Raw genomic sequence first — 26281 nt, 5'->3', positions numbered from 1 at the left:
CATGACCGCGACTGGGATCTCCGAAATCTGGTACACACGCTGCCCGGTGCCGACGCCTGTCGGGCTCGCCGCACAGCTCGGGCTTCTCGACGAGACCTTTCGCAAGGAGGGGATCGAATTGAAGTCGATCACAGATTCACCCAACCGCGATATCCGCCAGAGCCATTTCAACCACACGCTCGACTGGTCGTTCCGCCACGGCGGCAACGTGCCGCCGATCCGTGCGCGGTCCGAAGGGCGCAAGACACGTCTCGTCGGCATCACCTGGACCGACGAGTTCCAGGCTATCATCACCTTGCCCAGCACCGGCATCAGAACAACCCAGGACCTGAAAGGCCGCCGCTTCGGCATCGCCCGGCGCCCCGAAGGCATTGTCGATTTCATGCGGGCGACGGCGTTGAAGGGACTGGTCTCGGCGCTTTCGCTTGAAAGGCTCAGCCATGACGATGTCGAGATCGTCGACATCGCGCTGGCCGACAGCGTGCTCGACAGCCAGGAGGGACCATCGCTGTTCGGGCTCAAGCGCAAGCAGGCCTATGGCGAGGAGGCAGCAGCCCTGATCCGTGGCGAGGTCGACGCCATCTATGTCAAAGGCACGGCCGGCATCAATGTCGCCAATCTGATCGGCGCCATCCAGGTCGCCGAATTCGGCTTCCACCCCGACCCGAACATCCGCATCAATTCCGGTTCGCCGCGCGTTTTGACCGTCGACGATTTGCTGGCCGGAGAGCGCCCCGATCTGGTCGCACGGCTGATCGAGGTGATCCTGCACGCCAGTGCCTGGGCCGAGGCACATCCGGACGAGACGCGCCGCTTCGTCGCCCGCGAATCCGGCGCCACCGAGGAACAGGTGCTGGCGGCCAACGGCCCGGATGTCCACAAACATCTCGGCCTCGGCCTGCAGCCTGAACTCATCGCAGCGGTCACCCACTACAAGAATTTCCTGCGCGACTGGGGTTTCCTTGCCAGCGATTTCGACGTCGAGGCCTGGGTCGATCGCCGGCCGCTCGATCTGGTGAATATTCGCGCCGCCGCCTGAGAGAAAGCTAGCTTCATGACCTCGACCATTCCCGAGTTTCCGCAACTCCTCGACAGAGTGGCCGGCCTGGCCGACGACTTCGCGCTGACCGCCGCACATCACGACGCGACCGGGGAATTTCCGTTTGCCAATTTCGGCCGGCTTCACCAGGCCGGTCTGCTTGGCCTGGTCACAGCGCGCGAGCATGGCGGCCTCAGTGGCGGGCTGACGGAAGCCCAGGCGGTGATCGCCGAGATCGGCCGCGGCGAGCCGTCGACGGCGCTTGTGCTGGCCATGCATTACAACAGCCAGTATGCGCTGCGGAAATCCGGAAAATGGCCGCGCCATCTGGTTCAGCGGATTGTCGAGGCAGGCCGTCTTGGCCCTGCTTTGATCAACGCCGCGCAGGCCGAGCCGGGGATCAGCTCGCCCGCCCACGGCAAGCCGCCCGAAACCATTGCCCGGCGCGACGGCAATGTCTGGCGGATATCCGGCCACAAGAACTACGTCACCGGCATTCCCATTTTGAAATGGGTGAACTTGCTGGCGCTGACCGACGAGCCGCAGCCGCGCCTTGTCTCGTTTCTGGTGCCGACCAATGCGCCGGGATTGCGCGTCGAAAGGACATGGAACGCGGCCGGCATGCGGGCCACCGCCAGCGACGATGTCATTCTGGACAATGTCGCGGTGCCTGCCGAAGACATCACCGAGGCGCAGCCGGCATCCGAGCCGCTGAGGCGCGAGGAAGGCGCGACGGCGTTCTTCTTTTCGCTGATCGGCGCTGTCTACCACGGTGCCGCCCGTGCTGCCCGTGACCGGCTTGTCTCCTTTGTCAGCACGCACGCGCCGGCAAGTCTTGGTGCGCCGCTGTCGACCGTGCCGCACATCCAGGCAGGGCTCGGTGAGATCGAGGTCAGGCTTGCGAGCAGCACGCGGCTGCTGCGTTCGCTCGCCGAAGATGTCGACGCCGGCCGGCCTGTGGGCACCGACGGCATGACGGTCAGGCATGTCGTCATCGACAATGCCGTTGCCGTCACCTCGCTGGCGCTGGAGCTTGCCGGCAATCCAGGCCTTAACAGAGATTTCCAGCTTGAGCGCCACCACCGTGATGCGCTGACCGCCCGTTCCCACGCACCGCAGAACCACATGATCCGCACGATCGCCGCCAAGGCGACGCTCAGCCGCCATACCGCCCGGCAGCTGGCCGAGACACCGGCTATTGCCGCTGGCAAGCCCAAGCTCGCGGCGGTCGGTTGAGCGCCATGACAACAGAACATGTCGAAGTCGCCATCATCGGCGGAGGCCCCGGCGGCCTGACACTGGCGCAAGGCCTGAAGAAGAACGGCATCAGTGTCGCGGTCTTCGAGAAGGACCGCGCCCGCACCGACTATGTCCAGGGTTTTCGTCTGCGCATCCGCCAGCGCGGCATCGATTCGCTGATCGCCAATTTGCCGCCGGAACTCTACGACGCTTTGGTCGCCACGCTCGGCCAGGCGCCGGATCGCAACATCCTGCTGGACGAGAATTTCAAGATCCTGGGCGAGGATGCCTGGGGCGGCGGCAACGCGCTGGGCGAGGCCGACGACACGCATATCGAAAAATCGGTAAGCCGTATCACGCTGCGCCAGGTGCTGCTCTCTGGCCTCGACGGCATCGTGCGCTATGGCAAGGTCTTTTCACGCTACGACGAGCAGCCGGATGGTTCGGTCGTCGCGCATTTCGAGGACGGTTCGGCAATCCATGCCGATGTGCTGGTCGGAGCCGACGGCGCCCGCTCGCGCGTGCGCCAGCAACTGGTGCCGCATGCGCGAAGCTTCGACACCGGCGTCAGGCGCCTGGCCGGCAAGATGACGCTGCATGCCGCAGCCCTTCACCAGATCTCGCCGCTGCTACTCGACTACAATGCCGGCGTCAGGCCAACCGAAGGTCATGGGCTTATGGTCACCAGCCACAGGGTCAATGCCGACGCATTCCGAAAGCATGGACTGATCGGGCTGGACGACGCCACCCACAAGGATTTTTCCGGTTTCCATTTCAACAACACCACCAGCTATGTCTGGTGGAACACCGCCTATGAAAAGGACGAACTTGCCACGGACGACGCGCTGGCAAAGCTCTCCGGTTCAGAACTGATTGACCTGCTGATCTCGAAGATCGCCCACTGGCACCCGGAAATCCTCAACCTCATCCGCTACACCGACCCATCGACGGTGGCGCTGCTTCATGTCCACAGCTCCGAACCTGTCGATCCCTGGCCGACGAAACCGGTGACGTTGCTTGGCGATGCCATCCACGCCATGACCTATTTTCGCGCGCTTGGCGGCAACACCGCGATCTACGACGCCGGGCTGCTGGTGCCGGAGCTGATGGCCGCCAAACGCAGCGACAAGCCGCTTCTCCAGGCGCTGTCGGAGTATGAGGCCAAGATGCTGGAGCACGGCGCCAAAGCCGTGCGGTCTTCGCTGACGGCGATGCAGAAGAACGTGCTGGCGGGCCGTCGCCGCCAATCGGAAGCCGCCGAATAGTGGCCCCGAAAAAATCGCCTGACAGTGCTCCTGCCCTACGCCGCTTCCACCAGGCTGGCCGACTGGAAGTCATACAAGAGGATCGCGATCTCGAAGCCGCGCCGCTGCAGCCAATGCGCCGTCGTCGCCGCGCGGACACCGAGCAGATCGTCGATCAGCACGACGCGCGCGCCGCGCACGGCGATGGTGCGATAGGCGATACCGAGCAACTGCCCGCCCTCAGACGCGATCGACCCCGGAATATGCGCTTCGGCGAACTCGTCGGGCGTGCGCACGTCAAGCAGGTAGGTCGTCCGCTTTTCGTCCTTCGCCCAGTTCGCGGCCGTGGCCGCATCGATGCGGGGAAAGCTGTCGCCTTCGGCAAGCTTTGCAATGTGCTTCCCGGCGAAACGCTTGGCATCCTCGCTTGCCGGACCATAGATTGCGGTCTTGCCGGTTTCGAGTGCAAGACCGGCCTCGCGCCATGCCTTGGTGCCGTCGTGCAGATAGGCGACCCGGTTAGGCACGCCGGCATCGATCAGCGTCTGCGCCCCGATGATGGCGCGCGGCAGGCCGGCGCAGGAGACGACAACCTGCGTCTCCGGTGACGGCACTAGGTCGGCGAAGCGCAGCTCCAGCTCGGCGCCCGGCACGCTGATGGCGCCCGGCACATGGTCCTTTTCGAACTCCGCCACCGTGCGGCTGTCGAGCACCACCACGTCGGCGCCTCGGCCTCTGAGCACCGCGAGCTCTTCAACGCTGACGACCGGGGTCCCCTTCTCGTCGCGGATCGCCAGCGAAAAATCGACGCCCGGCGTATCGAAGGTCGGCAGGCCTTCAACGCCGCTTTGCGTCCATTCCGGAATTCCACCGTTCAGCGAAAACAGCTGGGTACGGCCATACCCCACCAGTCGTTCGACAAGTTGCTCGGCAACGCCGCTGCCGTCGTCCGCCAGCACGGTGCGCACCGATTTGCGCGGGATGAAGCGGTCGATCTCGGCCTCGACCTGAGCCGCGGGCAGGTTGGTGGCGAACAGCGGCGATGCGTATCCGACAGTCGCGCTGTCGCGAATGTCTAGCACCGCCAGTTCTTCGCCATCCGCCAGCCATTGGCGAAACATTTTCGAATCGATCGTCCTGTCGCTCATGATGCTTTCCTCTCTTGCTGTTCAGCGGCGCCACGGATCGGACGCGCAAGGCCGAGGTTCTCGCGCAACGTCCCGCCTTCGTAAGCAGTCCGGAACAGACGCCGCCGCTGCAGCTCCGGAATGACGAGGTCGACAAAATCGGTGAGGCCCGTCGGCAGGATCGGCGGCATGACGTTGAAGCCGTCCGCCGCGCCACCGGCGAACCACTCCTCCATCATGTCGGCCACATCCTTTGGCGTGCCGACGATCTGGAAATGGTCGCGCGCGCCGGCAACGGCGAGATACAATTGGCGGATGGTCAGGTTCCGGCTCGCGGCCAATTCGGAAACGACTTTCAGGCGGCTCTTCACGGCATCGGAACTGCCCAGTTCCGGCAACGGTCCGTCGAGTGAATGGCCGGAAAGATCGACACCGCCGAGCAATCCTGAAACCAGCGCCACACCAACCACAGGATCGACCAGGCGCTGGATCGCATCGAACTTGCCCTCGGCCTCCGTGCGTGTCGGCGCGACGACCGGGAAGACACCGGGCATGATCTTCAAGCTGTCGGCGGAGCGGCCAAACGAGCCCAGCCGGCCTTTCAGTTCGCCGTAAAAGCCGCGCGCCGATTCGATGGTCGGGTGGGCGGTGAAAACCACCTCCGCCGTCCGCGCCGCCAAGTGCTGGCCGGCATCGGACGAGCCCGCCTGGACGATGACGGGATGGCCCTGCGGTGGGCGAGCGACGTTGAGCGGTCCCTTGACGCGGAAATGCCGGCCGGCATGGTTCGGGGCGTGGATGCCGCGCCGGTCGATGGCGATCCCCGAAGCCTTGTCGGCGACGAAGGCATCGTCGTCCCAGCTGTCCCAAAGCTTCTGCGCGACAGCGACGAATTCCTCGGCGCGGGCGTAACGGTCGGCATGAACGGGATGCTGGTCGAGGCTGAAATTCGCCGCCGCCGGCGCATCGGCTGAGGTGACGACATTCCAGCCTGTCCTGCCGCCGCTGAGATGATCGATCGAAGCGAACAGCCGCGCCAAGTGGAACGGCTCCCAATAGGTGGTCGAGGCGGTCGCAACGAGCCCGATCCCTTGCGTGATGGTCTGGAGCGCCGACAAAAGCGTCAGCGGCTCGAAATGCACGACATGGCCGGTGCGCTCGAAGGTCTCGATCGGCTGCTCGCCATTGCGCGCGCTGAGGCTGTCGGCAAGGAAGACCATGTCGAACAGGCCACGCTCGGCGGTGCGCGCGGCGTCCGCGTAGTGCTGAAAGCTCAGGCCCGGATTGGCGGGCACATCGGGATGCCGCCAAGCGGCGACATGATGCCCAGGTCCGCGGACGAAGGCGCCTAGCCTTATCTTTCGATCTTCAGTCATCAGCGGTTCTCGGGCTGGTCGCAAGGGCGTTCCTATCTAGCGCCTGCCAAACCCGCTGAGCGAAAGAATGCCTTTCGCCAGCTGGCAATTATTGTTTTTTGACATCGGGTTACGGGAAAGCACGATGGTCGGCGCCGAGGTGATGGGCTAGAGCCATGGACCGCCGGCGTCGCAAAGGTTCTAGATGCTTCGTACCCACTCCTCCCGGCATTCGATCATTTCCCCTCGCTCAATCATCATTGTGGGCGGCGGCTTTGCCGGCGCCGTCACTGCGATCAAGCTGTTCGATCGTTCGACCGAGCCTCTGGCGATCACGATTATCGAGCGCCGGACCCAGCTTGGTCGCGGCGTTGCCTACAGCACCTGCGATCCGCACCACCTCGTCAACGGCGCGGCGCGCATCTTCTCGCTGCATCCAGACGATCCCGATCACCTCGTTCGCTGGCTGTTGGCGAACGGGCCGGACCACGGCTGGATGCCGCCCGAGGATGTCCCGGACTCCAGCCCGCCGCGTTGGCTGTTCGGCAGTTATGTCCAGTCGGAACTGACGAGAGCGATCAGAGAAGCAGACGGGCGTTCCTCGCTGCGCCACATCAAGTCATCCGCCATCGACATGCTGACCGGTCCATCGGGCGTCTGCGTCGGCACCAGCGATGGCCAGCAACTGCTGGCCGATGAGGCGGTGCTGGCAACCGGAGTGTTCCAGAGCGAGCCATCCGCCACGGAAGCAGCCATCGTCAGCCATCCCCGCTATGTCGCCAATCCCTGGGATCCGGCGGCGCTCGACCGGTTCGCCGGCAGCAAGCAGTTGCTGCTGATAGGCTCGAGTCTCAGCATGGTCGACGTCGTTGCCAGCATGGAAGCGCGCGGCTTCAAGGGCAGCTATCGCGTGGTGTCGCGCCGGGGACAGATCGTCGAACCTCGACGCAACACGGAAGCGTGGCGCGACTTCATCGCCGGTCGTCCGCTACCGAAAACCACCAGGGCGCTTCTCGCACTGGTCAAGGCCGAACGCCGGGCAATCGAGGCCACCGGCCTGGACTGGCAAGGGCTGCCACTGACGATCCGGCCGTGGATCCTGGCCTTGTGGCAAGGCGCCACCGACAGGGAGCGCTTGAAGTTCGCACGCCATCTGCGCGCCTTCTGGGATGTCACCGCGCACCGCGCGGCGCCACCGAGCTTTGAGCGCGTGGCACTGGCGCGAAGCCAAGGCCGTTGGACGGGTGGAGCGGGACGGGTGCTGGCGCTCAATCCGGAAGCCGACGGCATTGCCGCCGAGATCCGCTGGCGCGATAGCGGCGCGGTCGAACGCCTGCGTTTCGATGGTGTCGTCAACTGCCGCGGCCATCAGGAGCACGACTGGCGGCGGATCGCCGATCCATTCGTCCAAAGCCTGCTCGAGAACGGCATCGTTAGGCCGCATGCGACCAGCTTCGGCATCGATGCCACGCGCGAAGGTCAGGTAATTTCCCGTAACGGCAGGACCCACGGCAATCTGTTTGCCGTCGGCCATCCGCTGCGCGGCGTTGCCTGGGAATCGAGTTCCATCGGCGAACAGCTGGCTCAGGCCATCGCCCTTGCCGACCTTCTGGTCAAGGCCAGCCCAAGGCTGCGTGCTCTGGCCTGAGCATGCTGCACATCAAGGCGACAGAAACACAAAAAGGGGCCGCATCGAGATGCAGCCCTTTCTCATTCCGATTGCCCTGCAGGGTCAGGCGTTCGGATCGATATAGGCGTCGGCGAAACTGGCCGACAGGCCTTCGGCACCCGGTGCGTAGTTCTTGACGGTTTTGCGGGCGATGATGATGGTCGGCGGCGCAATCAGATTGATGATCGGCAACTCGTCGGCGATGATCTCCTGGAACTTGAAGAAGAGCTGCTTGCGCTTGGCCTCGTCGAGTTCAACGGAAGCGGCTTCCAGCAGCCGGTCGACCTCCGGGTTTTCATAGTGCGCCCCGTTTGAGAACGGCAGCCCGATCTTGATGTTCTTCGACCAGTAGAGCCGCTGCGCGCCGGCACTCGGATCGAAGATATTGCCGCAGGATTCTGTCGACAGGTCCCACCTCCGGTCGGTGTAGATGGTTTTGACATAGGTGCCGAAGTCGAATTTCTGGATCTCGGCGTCGATGCCGATCTTCGCCAAGGCCTGCTTGAGGAAGTCGGCATAGCCCCACGGGTTATACGGGTTGTTGGTGAGCCTGAGTTTGAAGCGGATGCCGTCCGCTCCCCGCTTGAAGCCGGCCTCGTCGAGCAGTTTCTCCGACAGCGCCGTATCGACGGTCGCGGCTTTCACATCGGGGTCGAAATACTTCTTGTTGACGACGCTGATCGGCGTCGGCGACACCTGCCCATAGCCGTAAAACACGATGGCGTTGACCGCGTCGAGGTCGATCGCATGCGCGATTGCCTGACGGACCTTCTTCTCCTTCAGGATCGGGTTTTCGAGGTTGATGATCAGCTGGTGCAGCGGGCCGCTATAGGCGAAGACCGTGCTATCGACGACGAATTGCGGCAGCGCCTTGAACCGCTCCAGATCGGCAAACGCCACCGGGTTTGGGCCGATGTCGACCTCGCCCGTTTCCAATGCCGCGGCGCGCGCGCCGGGATCGGTGATGAAGCGGAAAATGATCCGGTCGAGATAGGGTTTGGGCGCATCCCAATAGGTCGGGTTCTTTTCAACGATGATGTGGCTGCCCTTCACCCATTCCTTCAGCACGAATGGTCCGCTGCCGATGATCTGCTCGAAAGACGGATCGTCGGCCGGCTTCAGCTTCTCGTAGATATGCTTGGGCACGACGGGTGATTCCGTCGCGGCCAGGCCCGAGATCAGCGCGGCGGACGGTTTCGACAATTTGATTTTCACCACGTGCGGGTCGGACGTGTCGATGTCGGTGACATTCTGGAAGGTGATGCGCCCGCGCGGATGGGCTTCGCGCAGCCGCGAGATCGAAAAGGCCACGTCCTGCGATGTCAAATCATTGCCGTCGCTGAATTTCACCCCCTGGCGCAGCTTGAAGATATATTCGAGCCCGTCGTCGCTGATCGACCATTCGGTGGCCAGTTGCGGCCTTGGATTGAGGTCGTAGTCGTAGGCGAGTAGCCCGTCGAAAATCTTCGGGCCGATGGTGGCCGGTCCGCCGGCGCTGGTGTTGATGGAAACGATCTGGTTGGGCTCGGGATAGTAGACGAAGTTGAGCGTGCCGCCGGCCACCGGCTTTGCCTCTTGCGCGAAGGCCCCGGCGGGAAGCGCGGTACTCGCGCCGGCCAGCAGCAGGAACTGATTGAACAGGCGACGGTTGATGGTCATGGTCGGTACTCCGCGTTTGCGCGATTGTCTTTCATGGGAGAGAAGTCGGGATCGGTGTCTCCACAACCGATCCCAGCCAAGGGAATCCAAACACCTAGGCGGTTGGCGCGAGCCAGATCTGCGCGAAGCTGTTGTTGATGCCTTGCGCGCCGGGCGCAAAATCCCGGACCTTCTTGTTGGCGACGATCTGGGCGCCGGCAGCGACCAGATCAACCGACACCACGTCGTCATGGATGATGTGCTGGAATTTGTACCAGAGCTCGCGTCGCTTGGTCTCGTCGGGCTCGATCGCGGCGGCTTCGAGGATCTGGTCAACCTCGGGATTTGCATAGTGGCTGGCGTTGGAGAAGACGAGGCCGATCTTGAAGTTCTTCGACCAGTAGGCGCGCTGGACGCCGAGCGTTGGATCGAAGGTGTTCGACAGCGATTCGACGACCAGATCCCAGGCGCGGTCGGTGTAGACGGTCTTCAGGAACGTCGACAGATCGAGCTTCAGGATCTCCGCATCGATGCCGACCGCTGCCAGCGACTGCTTGATGAAATCGGCATAGGACGCCGGCAGGAACGCGTTGTAGGCGAGCCGAAGCTTGAAGCGCTTGCCGTCGGCGCCGCGCGGATAACCGGCATCGTCGAGCAGTTTCGCCGCCAGCTTGGGATCGGGCTCACGCGCCTTGATGCTCGGGTCGTACCATTTGGGCAGGGCGGTGCTGATTGGGCTTGGCGATACCTGGGCATAGCCGTAGAGCGCAATGTCGACCAGCTTCTGCAGGTCTATCGCGTGGGCGATGGCCAGGCGCACGTCGCGCTTGGTCAGGATTTCGTTTTCGTAGTTGAAGAACAATTGCTGCTGCGGGCCGGAATAGGCGTAGGTGTTGGTGTCGACGACCAAAGCGGGGTTTGCCTTCAGCCGTTCGATGTCGGCCAGCGGCACAGGATTGGCACCGATATCGATCTCGCCGGTCTCAAGGGCCGCTGAGCGTGCTGCCGGGTCTAGGATGACGTGCAGCACGATACGGTCGAGATAGGGTCTTGGCGCATCCCAATAGTCCGGGTTGCGGTCGAAGATCAGATGGCTGCCGGGCACCCATTCCTTGAGCACGAAGGGGCCGGTGCCGATCGTCTGTTCCAGCTTGGGCTGTTCCGCCGGCTTGAACGTTTCGTAGACGTGCTTCGGCACAATCGGTGATTCCGAGCTGCTCAGTGCCGTGATCAGATAGGGCGCCGGCTTCGACAGCACGATGATAGCAGTATGCGGATCGGGCGTCTCGACCGCGGTCACGTTTTGGTAGGTGATGCGGCCGCGCGGATGCGCCTCCTTCAGCCGGAAGATGGTGAAGGCAACGTCTTCCGACGTGAAGTCCTTGCCGTCATGCCATTTGACGCCCTCGCGCAGCTTGAAGGTGTAGCGCAGGCCGTCATCGCTGATCGACCACTCCGTCGCCAGCAGCGGTTTCGGGCTGAGGTCATAGGCGAAATCAAGCAGACCTTCATTCACCTTGGGACCGATCGCCTGGCCGGTGCCCGACGAGGTGTTGATTGCAATCAGCGACGTGGGGTCGGGATAGTAGGCCCAGTTGAGCGTGCCACCCTGGACCGGCGTTCCTTCGGCAGCGAAAGAAACCCCGGGCAATGCGAAGCTCGCACCGCCAAGCAACAGCAGCTGGTTGAAATGACGACGATTGACAGACATGGCCTTGAGCTCCGGAAAACGGCTTCGATGGCATCCGGCGGCCGAACACACTCCGGCGCCTCGACGCGATGATCTCTGCCACGCCGCAAAACCGGAAGAATGATTTTCTATCGTCTGCCGAAAGCACCGCTTCGCACGACCGTTTCATTACAGGATCTGGCAAAGCTGCTCGACACCCAAATCAGCGCTCCGATCTTATTTCTACAAGAATTGTAGACATTACGATTTTTTAGATTTCCGTTCCCGCTGCCGCGACGCTGCGGCAAACGAAGTTTTCCACCGGGCACTTTGGCGCAAAGCCCGCCCTCGTCGCGCCCGGCCTGAACGTGTTGAATGCGCTCCATGGTCGATCTCAATCGCGCAAAATCAAGGAGGCTGCGGCCGACGCTGGCGAGGCTTCCGCCGCTGACATCGCTTCGCGCTTTTGTCGCAACCGCCCGCCACCTGAGCTTTACGCGGGCGGCCGAAGAACTCCATGTGACGCCTGCCGCCATCGGCCAGCAGATCCGCCTGCTCGAGGATCACCTCGGTCAACCGCTGTTCCATCGCAACCGCGGCGAGCTTCTGCTGACGTCGGCCGGCCAGGCGCTGATGCCCGGCCTCACCGAGGCTTTCGACGTCGTTGTCGAGTCGGTCGCGCGCATTTCCGGCGACGAGGAGGATGCGCCGATCAAGGTGTCGGTCGCGCCTTCCTTCGCCAGCAAATGGCTGATCCCGCGCCTCGACGCACTGCGCGACGCGGCACCCGGCCTAGAAGTGCTGGTCGACGCATCGACCAGGCTTGCCGACTTTGCCAGCGAAGACGTCGACTGCGTCATCCGCTACGGGTCGGGCGCCTATAGCGGCCTGCTGACGGAACGGCTTTTTTCGGAAGCGGTGCTGCCCGTCTGCAGCCCGGAATTTGCTCGCATGCACGGTCTCTATCGCGGGCCGGAGGGGCTGCGTGACGCACCGATCCTGCATGAGGACGGTCCGGAACGCGATCCAAGCTGCCCTGACTGGAAGGGCTGGCTGAGATCCAACGGCCTGTCTGGCCGCTTTGTCGAGGGCGGTATACGGCTTAGCCAATCGTCACTGGTGCTCGACGCGGCTGTGGCCGGCAAGGGCATCGGTCTCGGCAAATTCCGGCTGGCCGAGCCTGACCTCGCCGCGGGGCGGCTGGTCAGTCCGTTCGGCTCGCCGCAGCCGGTCGAGTTTTCCTATTATTTTGCGACGACGCCGCACAAGGCGAAGCTGGAGACGGTCGAGCGCTTTCATGGCTGGCTGAAGGCCGAGGCGCGCCAGCTCGGCGCTCTCGACTTCCCACCGCCGGCGGCGCTTCCGGCGCGCATCGCCATTATCGCGGCCGAATAGCCTCGCCGCGGTCTCGCGAGCAGGCGCACGCCTATTTGAGCTTGAAGCCCAGGGCCTTCAGCACTTCGCCCAGGCGATCACGGCCTTTCAGCGCTGCTTTGCTGCCGATGCGGTTCGAAACCAACTCTGTCCAGTCCACCACAGGCATCGCCTGCTCCTGCTGGAATGAACGAAGCCTCTGGTTGTAGGCTGCAAGATCGTCCGGATCGGGCTCTGATCGATAGCGCTCGCGGTGCAGCACCACAGCCTGCGGCAGTCTGGGTTTGATGTCAGTCGCAGCCAGGAGATCGGGATAGCCGACGGTCAGGCCGAACACCGCAACGGTTTCCGGCGGGAGGCCGAGTTCGCGCGCCACCTCCTGCGGATGATTGCGCATCGCGCCGATGTAGCAGGAGCCGAGCCCGAGCGCATCGGTCGCCACCACGGCGTTCTGTGCGGCAAGTGCGGCGTCGATCACGGCCAGCAGAAAGCTCTCCTGATAGTCTAGCCCCTCGCCCACCCGGCCGTTTGCCTCGGCAATGGCACGCAGCCGCGACAGGTCGGCCAGCCAGACCAGCAGCAGCGGCGCCTGCTCGATATGGCGATTGATCGCCGCCAGTCCGGCAAGCCGCGCCTTGCGCGCCGGATCCTCGACTGCGATGACGCTCCACGCCTGGAGATTGGAAGAAGTCGGCGCCGACTGGGCGGCGGCGACGATCAGTTCCAGCGTCCCTTCGGGCAGAGGCTTGGCGAGATAATTGCGGACCGAGCGATGCGAAAGGATCGCCTCGAGGGCTTCGTTCCCGTTTCCGGTATGCGCGCTTTCCGGCGCTCGATAACGCCGCCGTAGCGCCGCTTCACCACGCAGGTCGGCGTCGGAAGGGCGGATGCTGAAGGCGGCCGGCTGTGACATCGTCTTCCCTACTGGCAATCTGGCTTATTCGGTGTTCTGACGACCCCAGGTCATTCAAGAAGCGCGGCTTAGGCCCCGTTGCGCAAAAGCGGAAGCAACTGATCGCCCTGCCGCTTGATCTCGGAAAGATACGGCGTGTCCGAGAGCACGAAATGTGTGATGCCCAGATCCCGGTATCTGCCGAGCGAGCGGGCGACGTCGGCGGCCGAGCCGACCAGCCAGGTGGTGCCAGCGCCGCCGCCGCCATATTTGCCCGGCGCAGTATAGAGATTGTCGTCCAGCACCTCGCCACGCGCGTGCAGATCGAGCAGACGCTGCTGGCCCACCGCTACCGCCCGACCGTGATCGTTCCAGCCGGCTCCCTGGCCCTTGGCCATCTCGTCGACCTTCGCTTCTGCGTCCGCCCAGGCCTGCCTAGCGGTGTCGCGGACCAGCGTGGTGACCCGCAACCCGAACTCCAGAGGCGGGAGGTCTCGGTCGAGTTCCCTGCTCAAGGCTTTGAGCCGCTCGATCCGCTCCCGGACGCCGTCGAGCGGCTCGCCCCAGAAGAGCTGGACATCCGCCTCGCTGGCCGACACCCGCTCCGCCGCCTCCGACGCGCCGCCGAAGTAGAGCTTGGGATGGCGACGATCGCCACGGACATGGATGCGGGGCATCACGGTAGAGCCAGTGACCTGGAAGTGCTCGCCCGCAAAGGTCACGTTCTCTTCAGTCCAAAGTCTGCGAACCAGGCGCATGAACTCTCTGGTACGGGCATAGCGATGTATCTGGTCACCTTCGCTGTCGCCATACGCAGCGAGGTTGTCCTTGCCTGACACTATGTTGATACGCACGCGACCGGCGGTCAGCTGGTCGAGCGTGGCTACGGCGGATGCGAAGTGCGCCGGCCGCCAGTACCCCGGGCGGATCGCGATGAGCGGCTCGAAGGAGGTGGTCCGCGCGGCGAGGGAGGCCGCGACAGTAAAAGTGTCGGGCCGACCCCAGCCGGTACCGATCAGCGCGCCCTTCCAGCCGTGTTCCTCAAGCGCCTTCGCGTGGCTGGTCAGCGTCTCCAGGCTGTTGTGGTCCTCGACGGCCGGCTCGCCGCGGTGACCGGGATCGACCTGGTTCGGGATGTACCAAAGAAATTCGGTATCAGCGCTCATTGTCGGGCCTGTATTTTGGCCGGGCATGAGGTCAATGGCAGGACCTTCCGCTCCGTTGTATTTTGATGACCATTCAATGGGTGGCCTCATGCAGCGCTGGCGCCTTGTGCGGCTGCGGTGCAAAGCGGCTTTCGGGTCTGGCAAGCCCGAGATGGTCGCGCAGCGTGCGCCCCTCATATTCGGTGCGGAACAGGCCGCGCCGGCGCAGGATCGGCACCACCGTATCGACAAAGACCTCCAGTCCGGTCGGCAGCACGTCCGGCATCAGGTTGAAGCCGTCGGCGGCGCCGGCGACAAACCATCTTTCGATATCGTCGGCGATCTGCTCGGGCGTGCCGACGATGGTGCGGTGGCCGGTGCTGCCGTTCAGCGCCCGGATCAGCTGGCGAACCGTGAAATCGTTGCTGCGCGCGAGCGCGAGCGTGGCCTTGAAGAAGGTGTGGCCGCCGTTGGGGGGCAGTTGAATCCCTTCTGGCAGCTTCTCGTCGAGCTTCAGCCGCTCGCGATCGATGCCGAGCACGCCGGACAGCCGGCCAAGGCTGTAGTCGAGCGGGATGCGGTCCCACAGCTCTTCTTGCCGCCGCTCCGCTTCGGCCTCGGTGCTGCCGATGATGGTGGATAGGCCGGCGAGGTTGAGCGGCACGCCGCCGGTGCGGCCATAGGCGACGGCACGCGCCTTAAGTTCCCGCGCATAGCCGAGCGCTTCCTCGAAAGACTGCGATGCGGAAAACACGGCTTCGGCGTGGCGGGCGGCGAGGTCCTTGCCGTCATCGGACCCGCCGGCCTGGACGACCACCGGATGTCCTTGCGGAGAGCGCGGCACATTGTGCGGCCCATACACCGAAAAATGCGCGCCCTTGTGCTCGATGGCATGAACCTTGGCGGCATCGACGAAGCGCCCGCTGGCGACGTCGCCGATAAAGGCATCGTCCTCCCAGCTGTCCCACAATGCCTTGACGATCTCGGCGAATTCCGCCGCCCGCTCGTAACGCCGGCCATGATCGATCGCACCCGTCAGGCCGAAATTGCGGGCCGAGGCCGGGTCGGCCGTGGTCACGATGTTCCAGCCGATACGCCCGCCGCTGACGTGGTCGAGCGTCGCGAAACGACGGGCGATGTTGTAGGGTTCGTTGAAGCTGGTCGATACCGTGGCGATCAGGCCGATGCGCTCGGTCGCGGCGGCTACCGTTGCCAGCACAATCGTCGGCTCCAGAGATGTGATCGGCCGATAGTCAATGCGGTCCGAGATTGCTGCCTGATCGGCAAGAAAGATGGCGTCGAGCTTGGCGCGCTCGGCGATCTTCGCCACCTGCACATAGTGGCCGACGGTGAAGGCGGCATAGGGGTCGACGCCGTCCATCCGCCATGCCGCCGGCGAGAAGCCGGCATGCAGGATGTTGACGTTGAGATGGAGTTGCCGGCCGCTCATCGAAAGACGCCGGGCTCGGGATAGGCGCCGGTCAGGTACCAGGTGCCGACTGTGCGGGTCTTGTATTCGGCGGGGTTGTGCAAGGTGTGGATACGCGCGTTGCGCCAAAAGCGATCGAAGCCGTATTTGCGCACCGCCGAGCGCGCGCCCATCACCTCGAAGATCTCGGTCGTCACTTCGAGCGCGACATTGCCGGCCAGCACGTTGGCCGCAGCGACGGCAACGGCCGCTTCGCCGCGCTCTTCCTCGGTCAGCGCCTTGCCGCGCGCGATCGCATGATCGATCGCCGCCGCCGCGCGATCGGCCAGCACCGTTGCCGCCCGCGTCTTGACCCAGAGTTCGCCATACTGCCGCTTGATCCATGGATCGTCGATATGGCGCTCGACGCCGGAATACATCCACGGCCGCGAACTGTTGAGCGTGTAGTCTCGTGCCGCCAGCAGCGCGCCCTGGGCCGTGCCGATGAAGACATTGAGCAGCACGCTTTGCTGCTGCAGCGGGCCGATAGTGCGGATCGGCAGTGACGCGTCGACCCAACCGCGCACCAACTCGCTGTCGTGGATCCTGACGTCCTTGTAGGCGACCTTGCCGCTGCCGGTCTGCGTCTGGCCGATGCCGTCCCAGTCGTCGAGAACGGTGATGCCTTCGCGGTTCGCGGGGATCGCCGCGAAATTCCTCTCGCCGCTGACCTCGTCTTCCCACGACGTCGAAAGATAGTCGGCGACATGCGAGCCGGAAGCAAAGGGTTTGAAGCCGTTGACGATCGTCCACTCGCCATCCTTGCGGCCGAACAGCGTTTTCGAAAAACTGTTGCCGGTATTGCCCCAGAACCAGTCGCCGGCAGCCGAACGCCGCAACAGATCGGCTGAGCGCGGTTCGTCCGAATTGAGCCTGGCGGCGATCAGCGCGCTGAAATGGTAGCCGTAGATATGGCCGATCGAGCCGTCGACCTTGGCGAACTCGCGCCCGATCTTCAGCGCCGTCGAATAGGGTTCCCCGGCGCCGCCGAATTCCTTGGGGATCACGATGGTGAGCAGGCCGCTTTGCTTGAGCAGACGGATCTGTTCGGTAGGCCTGCCGCCAAGCTGGTCGCGCTCGACCGCATCGCGGGCAAAGATGTCGCGCAGCTCGACCGCCTTGGCGATCCATGGATTGGAGATGTCGGGATCGAGGGTCATCGTCTCACTCATGCAGATGCGGGAAGCCGTGGCGCTCGGCAAGCAGTGCAAGAATGCGCCTGGTGTCATCGGCGAAGACCTTGCCCTTGGCCGTCGGCAAGTCGGCGGGCGGATCGCTGCCGATGATCAGCACCGGCAGTGACTGGTGCCGTTCGCCGAGCGTGTCGATCACCTTGCCTCTCGGCCTCGAAAACGGCACGCGCTCAACGTCGAGTCTGGCGGCGAGATCGGGAAAGGCTGCGAGCAATCCCTCAACCTGGTTGCAATAGGGGCAGACGAACGTCTGGCCCGGCTGCTTTGGGTCGGCGAAACCCGGCAGGATGAGAAAGAGCGTGTCGCGCGCCATTGCCGGCCTACTCCGCAGCCGCCGCGGCATGCCGCGAAAAGCGGTTTGCCGGCCGCTTCAGGCCGAGATTGTCGCGCAAGGTGCTGCCCTCATACTCGTCGCGGAACAGCCCACGGCGGCGCAGTTCCGGCACCACCAGTTCGATGAAATCCTTCAGGCCGCCAGGCATGATCGGCGCCATGATGTTGAAGCCGCCGGCGCCGTAATTCTCGAACCGCTCTTCCATGGTGTCGGCGATCTGTTGCGGCGTGCCGACCACCTGCCAGTGGCCGCGGGCGCCTGCGATGCGCAGATAGAGCTGCCGGATCGTCAGTTTCTCGCGCCGCGCCAGATCGATCACCAGCGCTTGCCGGCTCTTGCCGGCATTGGTCTCCGGCAATTCAGGCACGGGCCCATCGAGCGGGTAAGAGCTGAGGTCGAAGCCGCCGGCCAGCGCCGAGACCAAACCGAGGCCGACTTCCGGCTGGATGAGGTCCTGCAGCTGTTCGAACTTCTCCTGCGCCTCGGCTTCGGTGCGGCCGACGACCGGGAAGATGCCAGGCAGGACCTTCAGATCATCCTCCGAGCGGCCATATTTGCCGAGCCTGCCCTTGACGTCGGCATAGAAGGCGGTGGCTTCGTCGAGCGTGATCTGCGCGGCGAAAATCGCTTCCGCGGTACGAGCCGCCAGCTCTCTGCCCGGACCCGACGCCCCGGCCTGGACCACGACCGGATGGCCTTGCGGCGTTCGCGGCGTGTTCAGGGGACCACGCACCTTGAAGTGCTGGCCCTTGTGGTTCAGCACATGCAGTTTGTCCTTGTCGAAATAGCGCCCGCTTGCTCTGTCGCGCCGGAAGGCGTCATCTTCCCAGCTGTCCCACAGGCCGAGCACGACATCGGCGAATTCCTCGGCGCGGTCGTAGCGCTCGCCATGCTGGATATGCGTCTCGTGACCGAAATTGAACGCTGCCTCCGGATCGGACGAAGTGACCAGATTCCAGCCGGCCCGCCCGCCGCTCAGATGGTCGAGCGACGCGAACTGGCGGGCCAGATTGTAGGGATCGGAAAAACTGGTCGACGCCGTGGCGATGAGGCCGATGTTCCTGGTCACAGCCGACAGTGCCGACAGCAGCGTGATCGGCTCGAACGGATAGACGCCGCTATGCGCCTTGCGGCTGGCGGCCTCCAGATCCTTCAGCCGCGCCGCCACGCCGTCGGCGAAGAAGATCGTGTCGAACTTGGCTGCTTCCGCCAGCCGGGCCAGCTCGACATAGTCGTTGAGGCTGGTCCCTTCTCCTGCCTCCGGGTGGCGCCAGGCTGCGACATGGTGGCCGGTGAAGAGAAGAAAGGCTCCAAGCTTGAGCTTGTCCTTGCGGCTGGCCATGTTCCGCGCCTCCTCAGCGATACAATCCGCCGACCGGGAATTCCCCGGTGAGCAACCAGGTGCCGATCGTGCGCTTCTTGTATTCGGCCGGATTGTGCAGCGTGTGCGTGCGCACGTTGCGCCAGAACCTGTCGTAGCCGTTGGCCTTGGTGGCTGAGCGGGCGCCCATCACCTCGAAAACCTCGCTCGACGCATCGAGGCCGATTTGTCCGGCGTAGACATTGGCGGTGGCGAGATCGATCGCCGTCTGCCCGCGCTGCTCCGGGGTCAACGCCTCGCCCTGGCCATAGGCGGCATCGAGGCTGCGTGCTGCTATATCGGCCAGTTCGGCCGCGGCGAGCGTGCGGATATAGAGGTCGCCATATTTGCGTTGCACGAACGGATCGTCGGTATGTTTCTCATAGCCGGAATAGACCCAGGGGCGCGATTGCGAGACCGTATAGTCGCGGCCTTCGCTCAGCGCTCCTTGCGCGCTGCCGACGAACAGGTTGAGCAGGACCGCCTGCTGGAACAGTGACGTCAGCGTCTGGAACGGCGTCAGCGGCACCGCTGGCGAGCCGATCAGTTCGTCGTCGCCGACATGCACGTCCTTGAACGTCACCTTGCCGCTGCCGGTCTGCCGCTGGCCGACACCATCCCAGTCATCCTCGATGACGATGCCCTCACGGTCAGCCGGGATCGCTGCCGCTAGTCGATCCTGGCCGTCCTCCCAGGCAACCTGGATGTAGTCTGCGATGTGCGACCCGGAAGAGAACGGCCTGAAGCCGCTAAGGATCCAGCCCGTGCCGTTGCGCCTGGCCGTCGACGTCTTCGACATGGCGTTGCCGGAATTGCCCCAGACCCAGTTCTCCCTTGCCGAGCGTGTCAGCAGCCGGTCCCTCTGCGCCTCCGTGCCACGGAACAGCACGCCATTGAGCGGCAGATGATGGTATCCGTAGAGATGGGCGAGCGAGCCGTCGGTGCGGGCGAATTCGCGCACGACGCGCAGCACCGACAGCCAGGGTGCGCCCTTGCCGCCATAGCGCTTGGGAATCTGCGCCGACGGCAGGCCGCTTTCCTTCAGCAGGCGGATTTGCTCGACCGGCCGCCCGCCGGCCTTGTCGCGCGCCACGGCATCCCGATCGAAGATATCGCGCAGTTCGACCGCCGTGGCGACGAACGGGTCGGAAAGGTCAGGGCTGAAGGTCATCGGCGTTTTTCCATGGAAATGCGTCTATTCCGCCGCGATGGTCCGCGCCGGCCGCCAGACGGAAGCGGCATAGGCGTCTTCGCCGAACTCGGCCGGATGGCTCCCAGTTATGCGACTCTCATGGCTGTCGAGATCGGCGAGGAAGAGATCGCGGCTGATGCGCGCGACAACGGCCGGCACATCGCGCCTGATCGACGGCACATCGCCGATCGGCAGGCCGAAACTGACAAAGCCGCCGGGATTGAAGACATGGATATTCCTCAGGAATGGCGCCTCCCTCGGCGCCTTCTCGAGAAATTCATGGCCGAGGCCGAGATAAGGATGGGCGCCGAAAAATTCATCCAGCTCTGCTTCCGGCGGCGCGTACTGGTCGCGCCATAGCCGGATGGTGGCGGCGAAATCGGCGAACTCAGGCTTGCGCGTCGGGTCGGCGAAATAGCCGGTGCCGGCGACGACGAAGTCGAACGCAAACGTCTCGCCTGCGATATCGGTGACGACCTTGCCGTCTTCGACATCCGCATTTGTCCAGGGGGCACCGAGATGGAGATGAAAATTCTGGTGCCGCACCGCCCGCTCCACCGCATCGAGCGGTGGCGTCGAACCGGCCTCGCGGAAGCGCAGCGCCTGGCGCCAGCGCACCGCATCGGGCAGCAGCGGATAATTGTCATAGGCGCCGGGATAGCCGCGCACGCGGTTGATCGGCACACTGGCAATGCTGGTGCGTCTGGCGAACAGACGCACCGATTTCGCGCCGGCCTCAAGGGCAGCTCCGGCCGCATCGAATGCCGAAGCCGCCGACCCGACGACAGCGATTGCCTTGCCGTTGAGCGAGGCAAAATCGATTGCCGCAGAACTGTGTGCGACAAAGCCCTGCGGCAAGGCGGCAAGTACCGGCGGTATCACTGGACCGCCGCTGCCGCCAAAGCCATTGGCCAGAATGATCTTGCGCGCCGTTTCGATCGAGGGCCTGCCGTCGGCTTCGAGGTGGAGGCGAAAATGCCCGCCAGCCGGCTCGATGCGAATGAGACGTGTGCCGTAACGAATGCCGATACCGAGGAACGCGCGATACCATTTCAGGTAACTCGCCCAATCCGTCCGCGCGATGCGGTCGAAACCGGCATAGGCTTCCACACCATGGCGGGCTTCATACCATGACTGAAAGCTCAGGCCTGGCAGGCCGAGTTCCGGTCCCGGCAAGCCCTTTGGCGTTCGCAGCCGGTTCATCCGTGCATGAGCGAGCCAGATGCCGGCCTTGCTTTCATCCGGTGCCGCGTCGACGACAGTGACCTTGCCAATGCCGGCACGCCTCAACGCGAAGACAAAGGTCGCCCCCGTCTGCCCACCGCCAACGATGAAGACATTGTGGTCGATGCCTTCCCGGTCCGGCACCCAGTTCTGCGGATCGGGGCCGATCAGCCGGAGCGTTTCCCGGGCGTGGTGATCTGGATCGGTCGGTAAGGCCATTTCGGTCCCGGCTGAAGTTGAGCCTCCTCAAACTCCGCCTCGGTCGGCAAACAGTCCAGAAATGTTCGCTTTGATTGGCCGGTAGTTTTTTTCACTTGCATTGCAACGACGCGCTTTCACAGCCGACGAATGGGCGGTGCGTGTGGCCTCCCTGAAGCCAGGGCATCTTTTTTGATATTGCAGCGGGCTCAAGCGCACTGGTCATTTTTATTTCTTACGGCTCACGCGCAACACGCCGACGCAGTCGGGCATTGGTGTCGAGCACATCAGCGGCGTCGCGTGGTCAGCGGGGTCAAGCTTGATCTTGGTCGACCGACATGTGTGACGTCCGCCATCTGAAAGACGGCAGATCGCGGATACACCAGCAACGGTCCTCGCAAGATAGGACAGCGCAGCTACTCAACAGGCGTCCCAAGAGGCCCGTCGGCTACTCCATCGCAGGAACGAAAACAGAAGAGTAGCGGAACTTTCGTGTGCAGTTTTTGCACACGATCTCTCATAACATACTGATTTTATGTATTGATCTGTCCCATCCATCACCGGACATTGCGGAGTATCCTGATAGAGGTGGGCGGCCGACACGATTCGAACTATGGCGCGACAGGCGAAATGACCGCCGTTCTCAAAGTTTGTTGGCCGATAGTTGGTGCGGGTGGTCGGGCTCGAACCGACACTCCTTTCGGAACTGGATTTTGAATCCAGCGCGTCTACCAGTTTCACCACACCCGCAAGGCGCTAACTCATTTACCTCTCAACGCTCTCATGCTGCACCTACGTAGAGGGTGGCAGTTCGAGAATTAAGCGGCCCTTAACTCCTAACCTATTGACCTCCAATCCTATTACCCTGCGGGCTGACGGTAGACGCATCCTGATTTTGAGTCGAGCGCGTCTACCAATTCCGCCATAGGGGCTCAGGCCGGGCGGCCTGGATGGGCGCGGACTATACGGTTGGAGGCCTGTTCGTCAACTGGCCAAATCCCGACATCTGGGCTCGCTCAAGCCTCAGCCTTTCGATTTCGTGAAGCAGCTGCCATTGTGCAGCGCGGAAAATCTTTCTAGACAGGCGGCGCATGTCATTGAAGCGCACCTTGTCCGACGAGGTTGATGCGGGGCGCTTCCAAGTCTTTGTTTGTACATGTCGTGACCCCAAGACCGCTACCGGTTTGGGCGTGCATTAGGAGTGCCGATGCTTCGCGGACTTTACGACTGGACCTTGTCGCTGGCGGCGAGCAAATCCGCCGAATGGTGGCTGGCCTTCATCGCCTTCGTCGAGAGTTCGGTGTTCCTGGTGCCGGCCGACGTCCTCTATCTGCCGATGGCGCTGTCGCGGCCGGATCGCGCCTATCGTTACGCGCTGGTCGCCACCGTCGCCTCGGTGCTGGGCGGCATCGCCGGCTGGTTCATCGGCCATTATGCCTATGATGCGGTGGCGCGGCCGATCCTCGAATTTTATGGCAAATATGACGAGTTCGAAGCGATGCGCGTCTCATCGGGTGTCGGCTTCATCATCCTGATGCTGGTCACCTCCGGCCTCGCCCATCTGCCGCCGATCAAGGTTGTGACGATCCTGTCGGGCGTCATCGGTGTTCCTTTGCTGCTGTTCATCGTGCTCGCAATCGTGGCGCGCGGTGCTCGCTTCCTGTTTCTCGCGTGGCTGTTGCGCCGCTATGGCGAGCCGATCCGCCACTTCATCGAAAAGCGCCTTGGCCAGATTGCAGGCGCCGCCGCCGCTGCCCTGATTTTGCTCTATATCGTCGTCAAATACGCCGTCTGAACGGCATCGAACCGAATGGACTGAGTCCGATGACAGCGACAGTGAATGCCGATACCGGACGCCAGCGGCTGCGCACCGCCCTGTTTCTCGCTGTCGCCATGGCCGCCACGGTCGGCTCGGCGCTGGCCTTCCAGTATCTCGGCGGCTACATCCCCTGCAAGCTCTGCCTCGAGCAGCGCACCCCTTACTACGTCGGCGTGCCCTTGATGCTGCTGGCGGTGCTTGCGTCGGCTCTTCACGCGCCAGCCTGGGTAAGCCGTGGCCTGCTGGCTATTGGCGGCCTGCTGATGCTCTACGGCGTCTATCTCGGCGTTTATCACTCCGGCGTCGAATGGGCGTGGTGGCCAGGCCCGACCGATTGCACTGCAGCCGCCGGGCCGGTGGACACCGGCGGCAAGGGCGTGCTCGATGCGCTCGACAAATTCGTCCCGCCCTCCTGCGACAAGGCGGCGCTCCGCATCCTCGGCCTGTCGCTGGCCGGCTGGAACGCCATCGCCAGCTTTGTCCTGGCAGTCGTAGCCTTCCGCAGCGCCTTCGCCCGCGACTGATTTAGCGCGACACGAGATCATCCAAGAATTCGGCAGGCTGAGTCGGGTGGAGTGATTGTCGAGAACCGAAGCGGAGCGGACATTGGTCCGTGAGCATCGGAAGCGCAGAAAATCGCTTCAGACGGCCAGCCTCCGAATTATCGGATGATCTCACGGCTCGAGTTCGACATCCCAGTACAGATAATCCATCCAGCTTTCGTGTAGATGGTTGGGCGGGAACAGCCGGCCGTTATTATGCAAATCATGCACCGTCGGCTGGTAGGGCTTCTGCAGCGGCCACATCTTGGCGTGGGCCGGCATCATGCCGCCCTTCCTCAGATTGCAGGGCGAGCAGGCAGCGACGACATTCTCCCAGGTCGTGGCGCCGCCGCGATGGCGAGGAATGACATGGTCGAACGTCAGATCGTCCGGCGTGCCGCAATATTGGCATTGGAAACGGTCACGCAGGAAGACGTTGAAACGGGTAAACGCCGGATGCCTCGACGGTTTCACGTAAGCCTTCAGGCTGACGACGCTCGGCAGCTTCATCGAAAAGGTCGGTGAAGAGACGGCGTGTTCGTATTCGGCGACGATGTTCACCCTCTCGAGGAACACCGCCTTGATGGCATCCTGCCAGGACCAGAGCGACAGGGGGTAATAGCTGAGCGGACGGTAATCCGCATTCAGCACCAGCGCTGGAAGCCCATCCGGAGATACGGCAACCGTCACGTCGTTGACCTCCTTCACCCTAGAACCGGTCGACGCGGATACTGTAAGCCCGACATGACAGGGATGTGAAGCGGATTGTCGATCATGCCGGGTCTCAAAAACGCATGATTTCAATGCTTTTTTGCGGATTCAGGCCGGAGGCGCGGCATCCCTGCCCTTCAATTCGCGATAATAAGCCCAGAAAAGCCGCGATGCGACACCGCGCCACGGGCTCCATGATTCGGCAAGCCGGATCAGCATTTTCTCCGGCGGACGCGGGTCGATGCCGAGCGCATGGCCGACCGCGCTCTGCAATGCTACGTCGCGCGCCGGAAAAATATCTGGGTGTCCGGCGGCAAACAAAAGGTAGACTTCAGCCGTCCACGAGCCGATGCCCGGCACCTTGATCATGGCCGCGATCGCCTCGCTTGCATCGAGCCGGCACAGGTGATCGAGGTCGAGTCCCTCGGCCACCGCCCGGGCGACGGCAACCAGGCCGCGCTGCTTGGGCCGCGACAGCCCGGCCTCGCGAAAGATCGCCTCGTCGGCGGCAAGTATCGCCTGCGGCGTCAGCGGATCGAGCAGTCTCGTCAGCCGGCCGAAGATGGCATCGGCGCTCGCGCGGGACACTTGTTGTGAAACGACGATCGAGGCAAGGCTCCTGAACCCCGGCTCCGACAGCCTGAGCGGCACCTCGCCGGCCATGCCGCGCACTTTTTCCAGGCGTGGGTCGAGTAAGCATAGCCTATCCAGCCCTTGCGCAATGTCGTCGAGACTGGCGATGCGTTGCATGTCTGCTTGTTCCAAAATCAAAAGTGCCGCACGCTTCGTCACGTGTCCCTCTGGACGCACGACGCCACCGGCGCAAAGTAGCAATTGGCGAAAGCGCCACACAACCCGATTGCCGCCGGACAATGACACTGCTGACATTCCGCTTCGCGCCGAGCCCGAACGGCGAACTGCATCTCGGCCATGCCTATTCGGCGCTGCTCAATCAGAAATTGGCAAAGGCGGCGGGCGGACGCCTGCTGCTGCGCATCGAGGATATCGACACGACGCGCTGCACGCCGGAATTCGAGGCAGGCATTTTTCGCGACCTGAAATGGCTGGGGCTTGGCTGGGAGGAACCGGTGCGCCGCCAGTCCGAGCATTTTGCCGAATATCGGGCGATGCTCGAGCGGCTGATCAAGGAAGAACTTGTCTACCCGGCCTTCATGAGCAGAAGTGATATCCGCGCCTTCATCGCCGACAGCGAGAAGCGTGGCCGCGACTGGCCGCGCGACCCGGACGGCGTGCCGCTCTATCCCGCCGCCGACAAGGCGTTGACGGCGAGCGAACGCAAGCGGCGCGTTGCCGAAAATGTGCCATTTGCCTGGCGGCTGGACGTCGATGCTGCAATAGCGCGCGCCGGCAAGGACCTGTCATGGGCCGAATACACGGACGAGACGCTCTCCGCGACGCGTCGTGTCGAAGCCCATCCGCAGGATTGGGGCGACGTGGTCGTGGCGCGCCGCGAAATCCCGACCAGTTATCACCTCGCCGTCACCATAGACGACGCGCTGCAGGGCGTCAGCCATGTCGTGCGCGGCCAGGACCTTTATTCCGCGACCAGCGTGCAGCGGCTGCTTCAGCAACTGCTTGGCCTGCCGCAGCCGGCCTATTTTCACCATCGCCTGATCCTCGGCCCGGACGGACGAAAACTGTCGAAGAGCCTTGGCAATACCGGCCTTGCCGCCCAGCGTAAGGCGGGCGCATCGCCCGCCGATCTCAAGCGGCTGGTCGGTCTCTAGACTAGAGCGGTTCCTGATTTGACGGAATCGAAGGGGATTCCGGATCAGTCGGTTTTGTGATTCAAGATGCTGGCTGGAGTGGAGGCCAGCATCGGATGACG

Annotated in this window: 22 protein-coding genes and 1 tRNA gene; 8 read left to right on the top strand and 15 right to left on the bottom strand. The window is 63.4% G+C overall.

The window, feature by feature from the left end; genetic code table 11:
• The first annotated feature begins 1 nt into the window (after position 1).
• The 3 genes from NKI18_RS23735 to NKI18_RS23725 are packed head-to-tail and all read left to right on the top strand — an operon-like array spanning position 2 to position 3543.
• A complete protein-coding gene (locus NKI18_RS23735) occupies positions 2-1039 on the top strand; it encodes an ABC transporter substrate-binding protein (protein ID WP_352619562.1) in 1038 nt (345 codons plus the stop codon).
• Between the two features lie 15 nt (positions 1040-1054).
• Positions 1055-2275 carry an acyl-CoA dehydrogenase family protein gene (locus NKI18_RS23730; protein WP_352619561.1) on the top strand — a complete coding sequence of 407 codons (1221 nt, stop codon included), beginning with the start codon at positions 1055-1057 and terminating at the stop codon, positions 2273-2275.
• 5 nt (positions 2276-2280) lie between these two features.
• Complete coding sequence (locus tag NKI18_RS23725; protein WP_352619560.1) at positions 2281-3543, top strand: FAD-dependent oxidoreductase; 1263 nt, start codon at positions 2281-2283, stop codon at positions 3541-3543.
• A 35-nt stretch (positions 3544-3578) separates the two neighbouring features.
• Here the strand turns inward: NKI18_RS23725 and NKI18_RS23720 are convergent, their stop codons facing one another.
• Together NKI18_RS23720 and NKI18_RS23715 are read right to left on the bottom strand one after the other, a co-directional pair.
• Positions 3579-4670 carry a rhodanese-like domain-containing protein gene (locus tag NKI18_RS23720; RefSeq protein WP_353020714.1) on the bottom strand — a complete coding sequence of 364 codons (1092 nt, stop codon included), beginning with the start codon at positions 4668-4670 and terminating at the stop codon, positions 3579-3581.
• Positions 4667-6025, bottom strand: coding sequence for an LLM class flavin-dependent oxidoreductase (locus tag NKI18_RS23715; RefSeq protein ID WP_352619558.1), 1359 nt, complete (start codon positions 6023-6025; stop codon positions 4667-4669). The genes NKI18_RS23720 and NKI18_RS23715 overlap by 4 nt, the downstream gene beginning before the upstream one ends.
• Positions 6026-6209: 184 nt before the next feature.
• On the opposite strand from NKI18_RS23715, the gene NKI18_RS23710 reads away from it, so the two are divergent.
• A complete protein-coding gene (locus tag NKI18_RS23710; protein WP_352619557.1) occupies positions 6210-7652 on the top strand; it encodes an FAD/NAD(P)-binding protein in 1443 nt (480 codons plus the stop codon).
• Between the two features lie 84 nt (positions 7653-7736).
• On the opposite strand, the gene NKI18_RS23705 is transcribed toward NKI18_RS23710, so the two are convergent.
• Both NKI18_RS23705 and NKI18_RS23700 read right to left on the bottom strand, forming a co-directional pair.
• Positions 7737-9332 carry an ABC transporter substrate-binding protein gene (locus tag NKI18_RS23705; protein ID WP_352619556.1) on the bottom strand — a complete coding sequence of 532 codons (1596 nt, stop codon included), beginning with the start codon at positions 9330-9332 and terminating at the stop codon, positions 7737-7739.
• A 94-nt stretch (positions 9333-9426) separates the two neighbouring features.
• On the bottom strand, positions 9427-11022 hold the full coding sequence (locus tag NKI18_RS23700; RefSeq protein WP_353020708.1) for an ABC transporter substrate-binding protein: 1596 nt from the start codon (positions 11020-11022) through the stop codon (positions 9427-9429).
• A gap of 342 nt (positions 11023-11364) precedes the next feature.
• On the opposite strand from NKI18_RS23700, the gene gcvA reads away from it, so the two are divergent.
• Positions 11365-12375 carry a transcriptional regulator GcvA gene (gene gcvA / locus NKI18_RS23695; protein WP_352619554.1) on the top strand — a complete coding sequence of 337 codons (1011 nt, stop codon included), beginning with the start codon at positions 11365-11367 and terminating at the stop codon, positions 12373-12375.
• A gap of 31 nt (positions 12376-12406) precedes the next feature.
• Here the strand turns inward: gcvA and NKI18_RS23690 are convergent, their stop codons facing one another.
• From NKI18_RS23690 to NKI18_RS23650, 9 genes are all read right to left on the bottom strand, one after another.
• Positions 12407-13267 (bottom strand): NADPH-dependent oxidoreductase, encoded by an 861-nt coding sequence (locus tag NKI18_RS23690; RefSeq protein ID WP_352619553.1) that lies wholly within the window; start codon positions 13265-13267, stop codon positions 12407-12409.
• Between the two features lie 68 nt (positions 13268-13335).
• Positions 13336-14412 carry an LLM class flavin-dependent oxidoreductase gene (locus tag NKI18_RS23685; protein WP_352619552.1) on the bottom strand — a complete coding sequence of 359 codons (1077 nt, stop codon included), beginning with the start codon at positions 14410-14412 and terminating at the stop codon, positions 13336-13338.
• 73 nt (positions 14413-14485) lie between these two features.
• Positions 14486-15841, bottom strand: a complete 1356-nt coding sequence (locus NKI18_RS23680) for an LLM class flavin-dependent oxidoreductase (protein WP_352619551.1) — start codon at positions 15839-15841, stop codon at positions 14486-14488.
• Entirely contained in the window at positions 15838-17019 is a 1182-nt protein-coding gene (locus NKI18_RS23675) for an acyl-CoA dehydrogenase family protein (protein ID WP_352619550.1), read from the bottom strand. Before NKI18_RS23675 ends, NKI18_RS23680 begins: the two co-directional genes overlap by 4 nt.
• Positions 17020-17023: 4 nt before the next feature.
• On the bottom strand, positions 17024-17365 hold the full coding sequence (locus NKI18_RS23670; RefSeq protein ID WP_352619549.1) for a DUF3088 domain-containing protein: 342 nt from the start codon (positions 17363-17365) through the stop codon (positions 17024-17026).
• A 7-nt stretch (positions 17366-17372) separates the two neighbouring features.
• On the bottom strand, positions 17373-18728 hold the full coding sequence (locus NKI18_RS23665; RefSeq protein ID WP_352619548.1) for an LLM class flavin-dependent oxidoreductase: 1356 nt from the start codon (positions 18726-18728) through the stop codon (positions 17373-17375).
• A gap of 13 nt (positions 18729-18741) precedes the next feature.
• Positions 18742-19917 (bottom strand): acyl-CoA dehydrogenase family protein, encoded by a 1176-nt coding sequence (locus NKI18_RS23660; protein WP_352619547.1) that lies wholly within the window; start codon positions 19915-19917, stop codon positions 18742-18744.
• 24 nt (positions 19918-19941) lie between these two features.
• Positions 19942-21381, bottom strand: a complete 1440-nt coding sequence (locus tag NKI18_RS23655; RefSeq protein ID WP_352619546.1) for a SidA/IucD/PvdA family monooxygenase — start codon at positions 21379-21381, stop codon at positions 19942-19944.
• 644 nt (positions 21382-22025) lie between these two features.
• Positions 22026-22110: transfer RNA gene (locus NKI18_RS23650), tRNA-Leu, on the bottom strand.
• A gap of 457 nt (positions 22111-22567) precedes the next feature.
• Here NKI18_RS23650 and NKI18_RS23645 point away from each other — a divergent pair.
• The gene (locus tag NKI18_RS23645) at positions 22568-23155 is read left to right on the top strand and encodes a YqaA family protein (RefSeq protein WP_023677958.1); all 588 of its coding nucleotides are present in this window, start codon (positions 22568-22570) and stop codon (positions 23153-23155) included.
• Between the two features lie 29 nt (positions 23156-23184).
• Positions 23185-23703: a disulfide bond formation protein B gene (locus tag NKI18_RS23640; RefSeq protein ID WP_352570543.1), complete on the top strand. Its 519-nt coding sequence runs from the start codon at positions 23185-23187 to the stop codon at positions 23701-23703.
• Between the two features lie 150 nt (positions 23704-23853).
• On the opposite strand, the gene NKI18_RS23635 is transcribed toward NKI18_RS23640, so the two are convergent.
• Positions 23854-24411, bottom strand: coding sequence for an HNH endonuclease (locus NKI18_RS23635; protein WP_023677956.1), 558 nt, complete (start codon positions 24409-24411; stop codon positions 23854-23856).
• 129 nt (positions 24412-24540) lie between these two features.
• The gene (locus NKI18_RS23630) at positions 24541-25182 is read right to left on the bottom strand and encodes a DNA-3-methyladenine glycosylase family protein (RefSeq protein WP_353020700.1); all 642 of its coding nucleotides are present in this window, start codon (positions 25180-25182) and stop codon (positions 24541-24543) included.
• 122 nt (positions 25183-25304) lie between these two features.
• Here NKI18_RS23630 and gluQRS point away from each other — a divergent pair, with 122 nt between their 5' ends.
• Positions 25305-26180, top strand: coding sequence for a tRNA glutamyl-Q(34) synthetase GluQRS (gene gluQRS / locus NKI18_RS23625; protein ID WP_352619544.1), 876 nt, complete (start codon positions 25305-25307; stop codon positions 26178-26180).
• Positions 26181-26281 lie beyond the last annotated feature (101 nt).

The sequence above is a fragment of the Mesorhizobium sp. M0800 genome (assembly GCF_040320095.1).
Taxonomy (GTDB): Bacteria; Pseudomonadota; Alphaproteobacteria; order Rhizobiales; family Rhizobiaceae; genus Mesorhizobium.
Note: the sequence above shows the minus strand (reverse complement) of the source record. Positions and strands in the feature narration are given on the sequence as shown.

Coding starts and splice junctions, on each gene's coding strand:
- NKI18_RS23710 (WP_352619557.1), top strand. CDS start 6,210: ATGCTTCGTACCCACTCCTCCCGGCATTCGATCATTTCCCCTCGCTCA.
- NKI18_RS23675 (WP_352619550.1), bottom strand. CDS start 17,019: ATGACCCTCGATCCCGACATCTCCAATCCATGGATCGCCAAGGCGGTC.
- NKI18_RS23655 (WP_352619546.1), bottom strand. CDS start 21,381: ATGGCCTTACCGACCGATCCAGATCACCACGCCCGGGAAACGCTCCGG.
- NKI18_RS23670 (WP_352619549.1), bottom strand. CDS start 17,365: ATGGCGCGCGACACGCTCTTTCTCATCCTGCCGGGTTTCGCCGACCCA.
- NKI18_RS23660 (WP_352619547.1), bottom strand. CDS start 19,917: ATGACCTTCAGCCCTGACCTTTCCGACCCGTTCGTCGCCACGGCGGTC.
- NKI18_RS23640 (WP_352570543.1), top strand. CDS start 23,185: ATGACAGCGACAGTGAATGCCGATACCGGACGCCAGCGGCTGCGCACC.
- NKI18_RS23725 (WP_352619560.1), top strand. CDS start 2,281: ATGACAACAGAACATGTCGAAGTCGCCATCATCGGCGGAGGCCCCGGC.
- NKI18_RS23630 (WP_353020700.1), bottom strand. CDS start 25,182: ATGCAACGCATCGCCAGTCTCGACGACATTGCGCAAGGGCTGGATAGG.
- NKI18_RS23700 (WP_353020708.1), bottom strand. CDS start 11,022: ATGTCTGTCAATCGTCGTCATTTCAACCAGCTGCTGTTGCTTGGCGGT.
- NKI18_RS23715 (WP_352619558.1), bottom strand. CDS start 6,025: ATGACTGAAGATCGAAAGATAAGGCTAGGCGCCTTCGTCCGCGGACCT.
- NKI18_RS23685 (WP_352619552.1), bottom strand. CDS start 14,412: ATGAGCGCTGATACCGAATTTCTTTGGTACATCCCGAACCAGGTCGAT.
- NKI18_RS23730 (WP_352619561.1), top strand. CDS start 1,055: ATGACCTCGACCATTCCCGAGTTTCCGCAACTCCTCGACAGAGTGGCC.
- NKI18_RS23665 (WP_352619548.1), bottom strand. CDS start 18,728: ATGGCCAGCCGCAAGGACAAGCTCAAGCTTGGAGCCTTTCTTCTCTTC.
- NKI18_RS23735 (WP_352619562.1), top strand. CDS start 2: ATGACCGCGACTGGGATCTCCGAAATCTGGTACACACGCTGCCCGGTG.
- NKI18_RS23720 (WP_353020714.1), bottom strand. CDS start 4,670: ATGAGCGACAGGACGATCGATTCGAAAATGTTTCGCCAATGGCTGGCG.
- NKI18_RS23645 (WP_023677958.1), top strand. CDS start 22,568: ATGCTTCGCGGACTTTACGACTGGACCTTGTCGCTGGCGGCGAGCAAA.
- NKI18_RS23680 (WP_352619551.1), bottom strand. CDS start 15,841: ATGAGCGGCCGGCAACTCCATCTCAACGTCAACATCCTGCATGCCGGC.
- NKI18_RS23690 (WP_352619553.1), bottom strand. CDS start 13,267: ATGTCACAGCCGGCCGCCTTCAGCATCCGCCCTTCCGACGCCGACCTG.
- NKI18_RS23705 (WP_352619556.1), bottom strand. CDS start 9,332: ATGACCATCAACCGTCGCCTGTTCAATCAGTTCCTGCTGCTGGCCGGC.
- gcvA (WP_352619554.1), top strand. CDS start 11,365: ATGGTCGATCTCAATCGCGCAAAATCAAGGAGGCTGCGGCCGACGCTG.
- gluQRS (WP_352619544.1), top strand. CDS start 25,305: ATGACACTGCTGACATTCCGCTTCGCGCCGAGCCCGAACGGCGAACTG.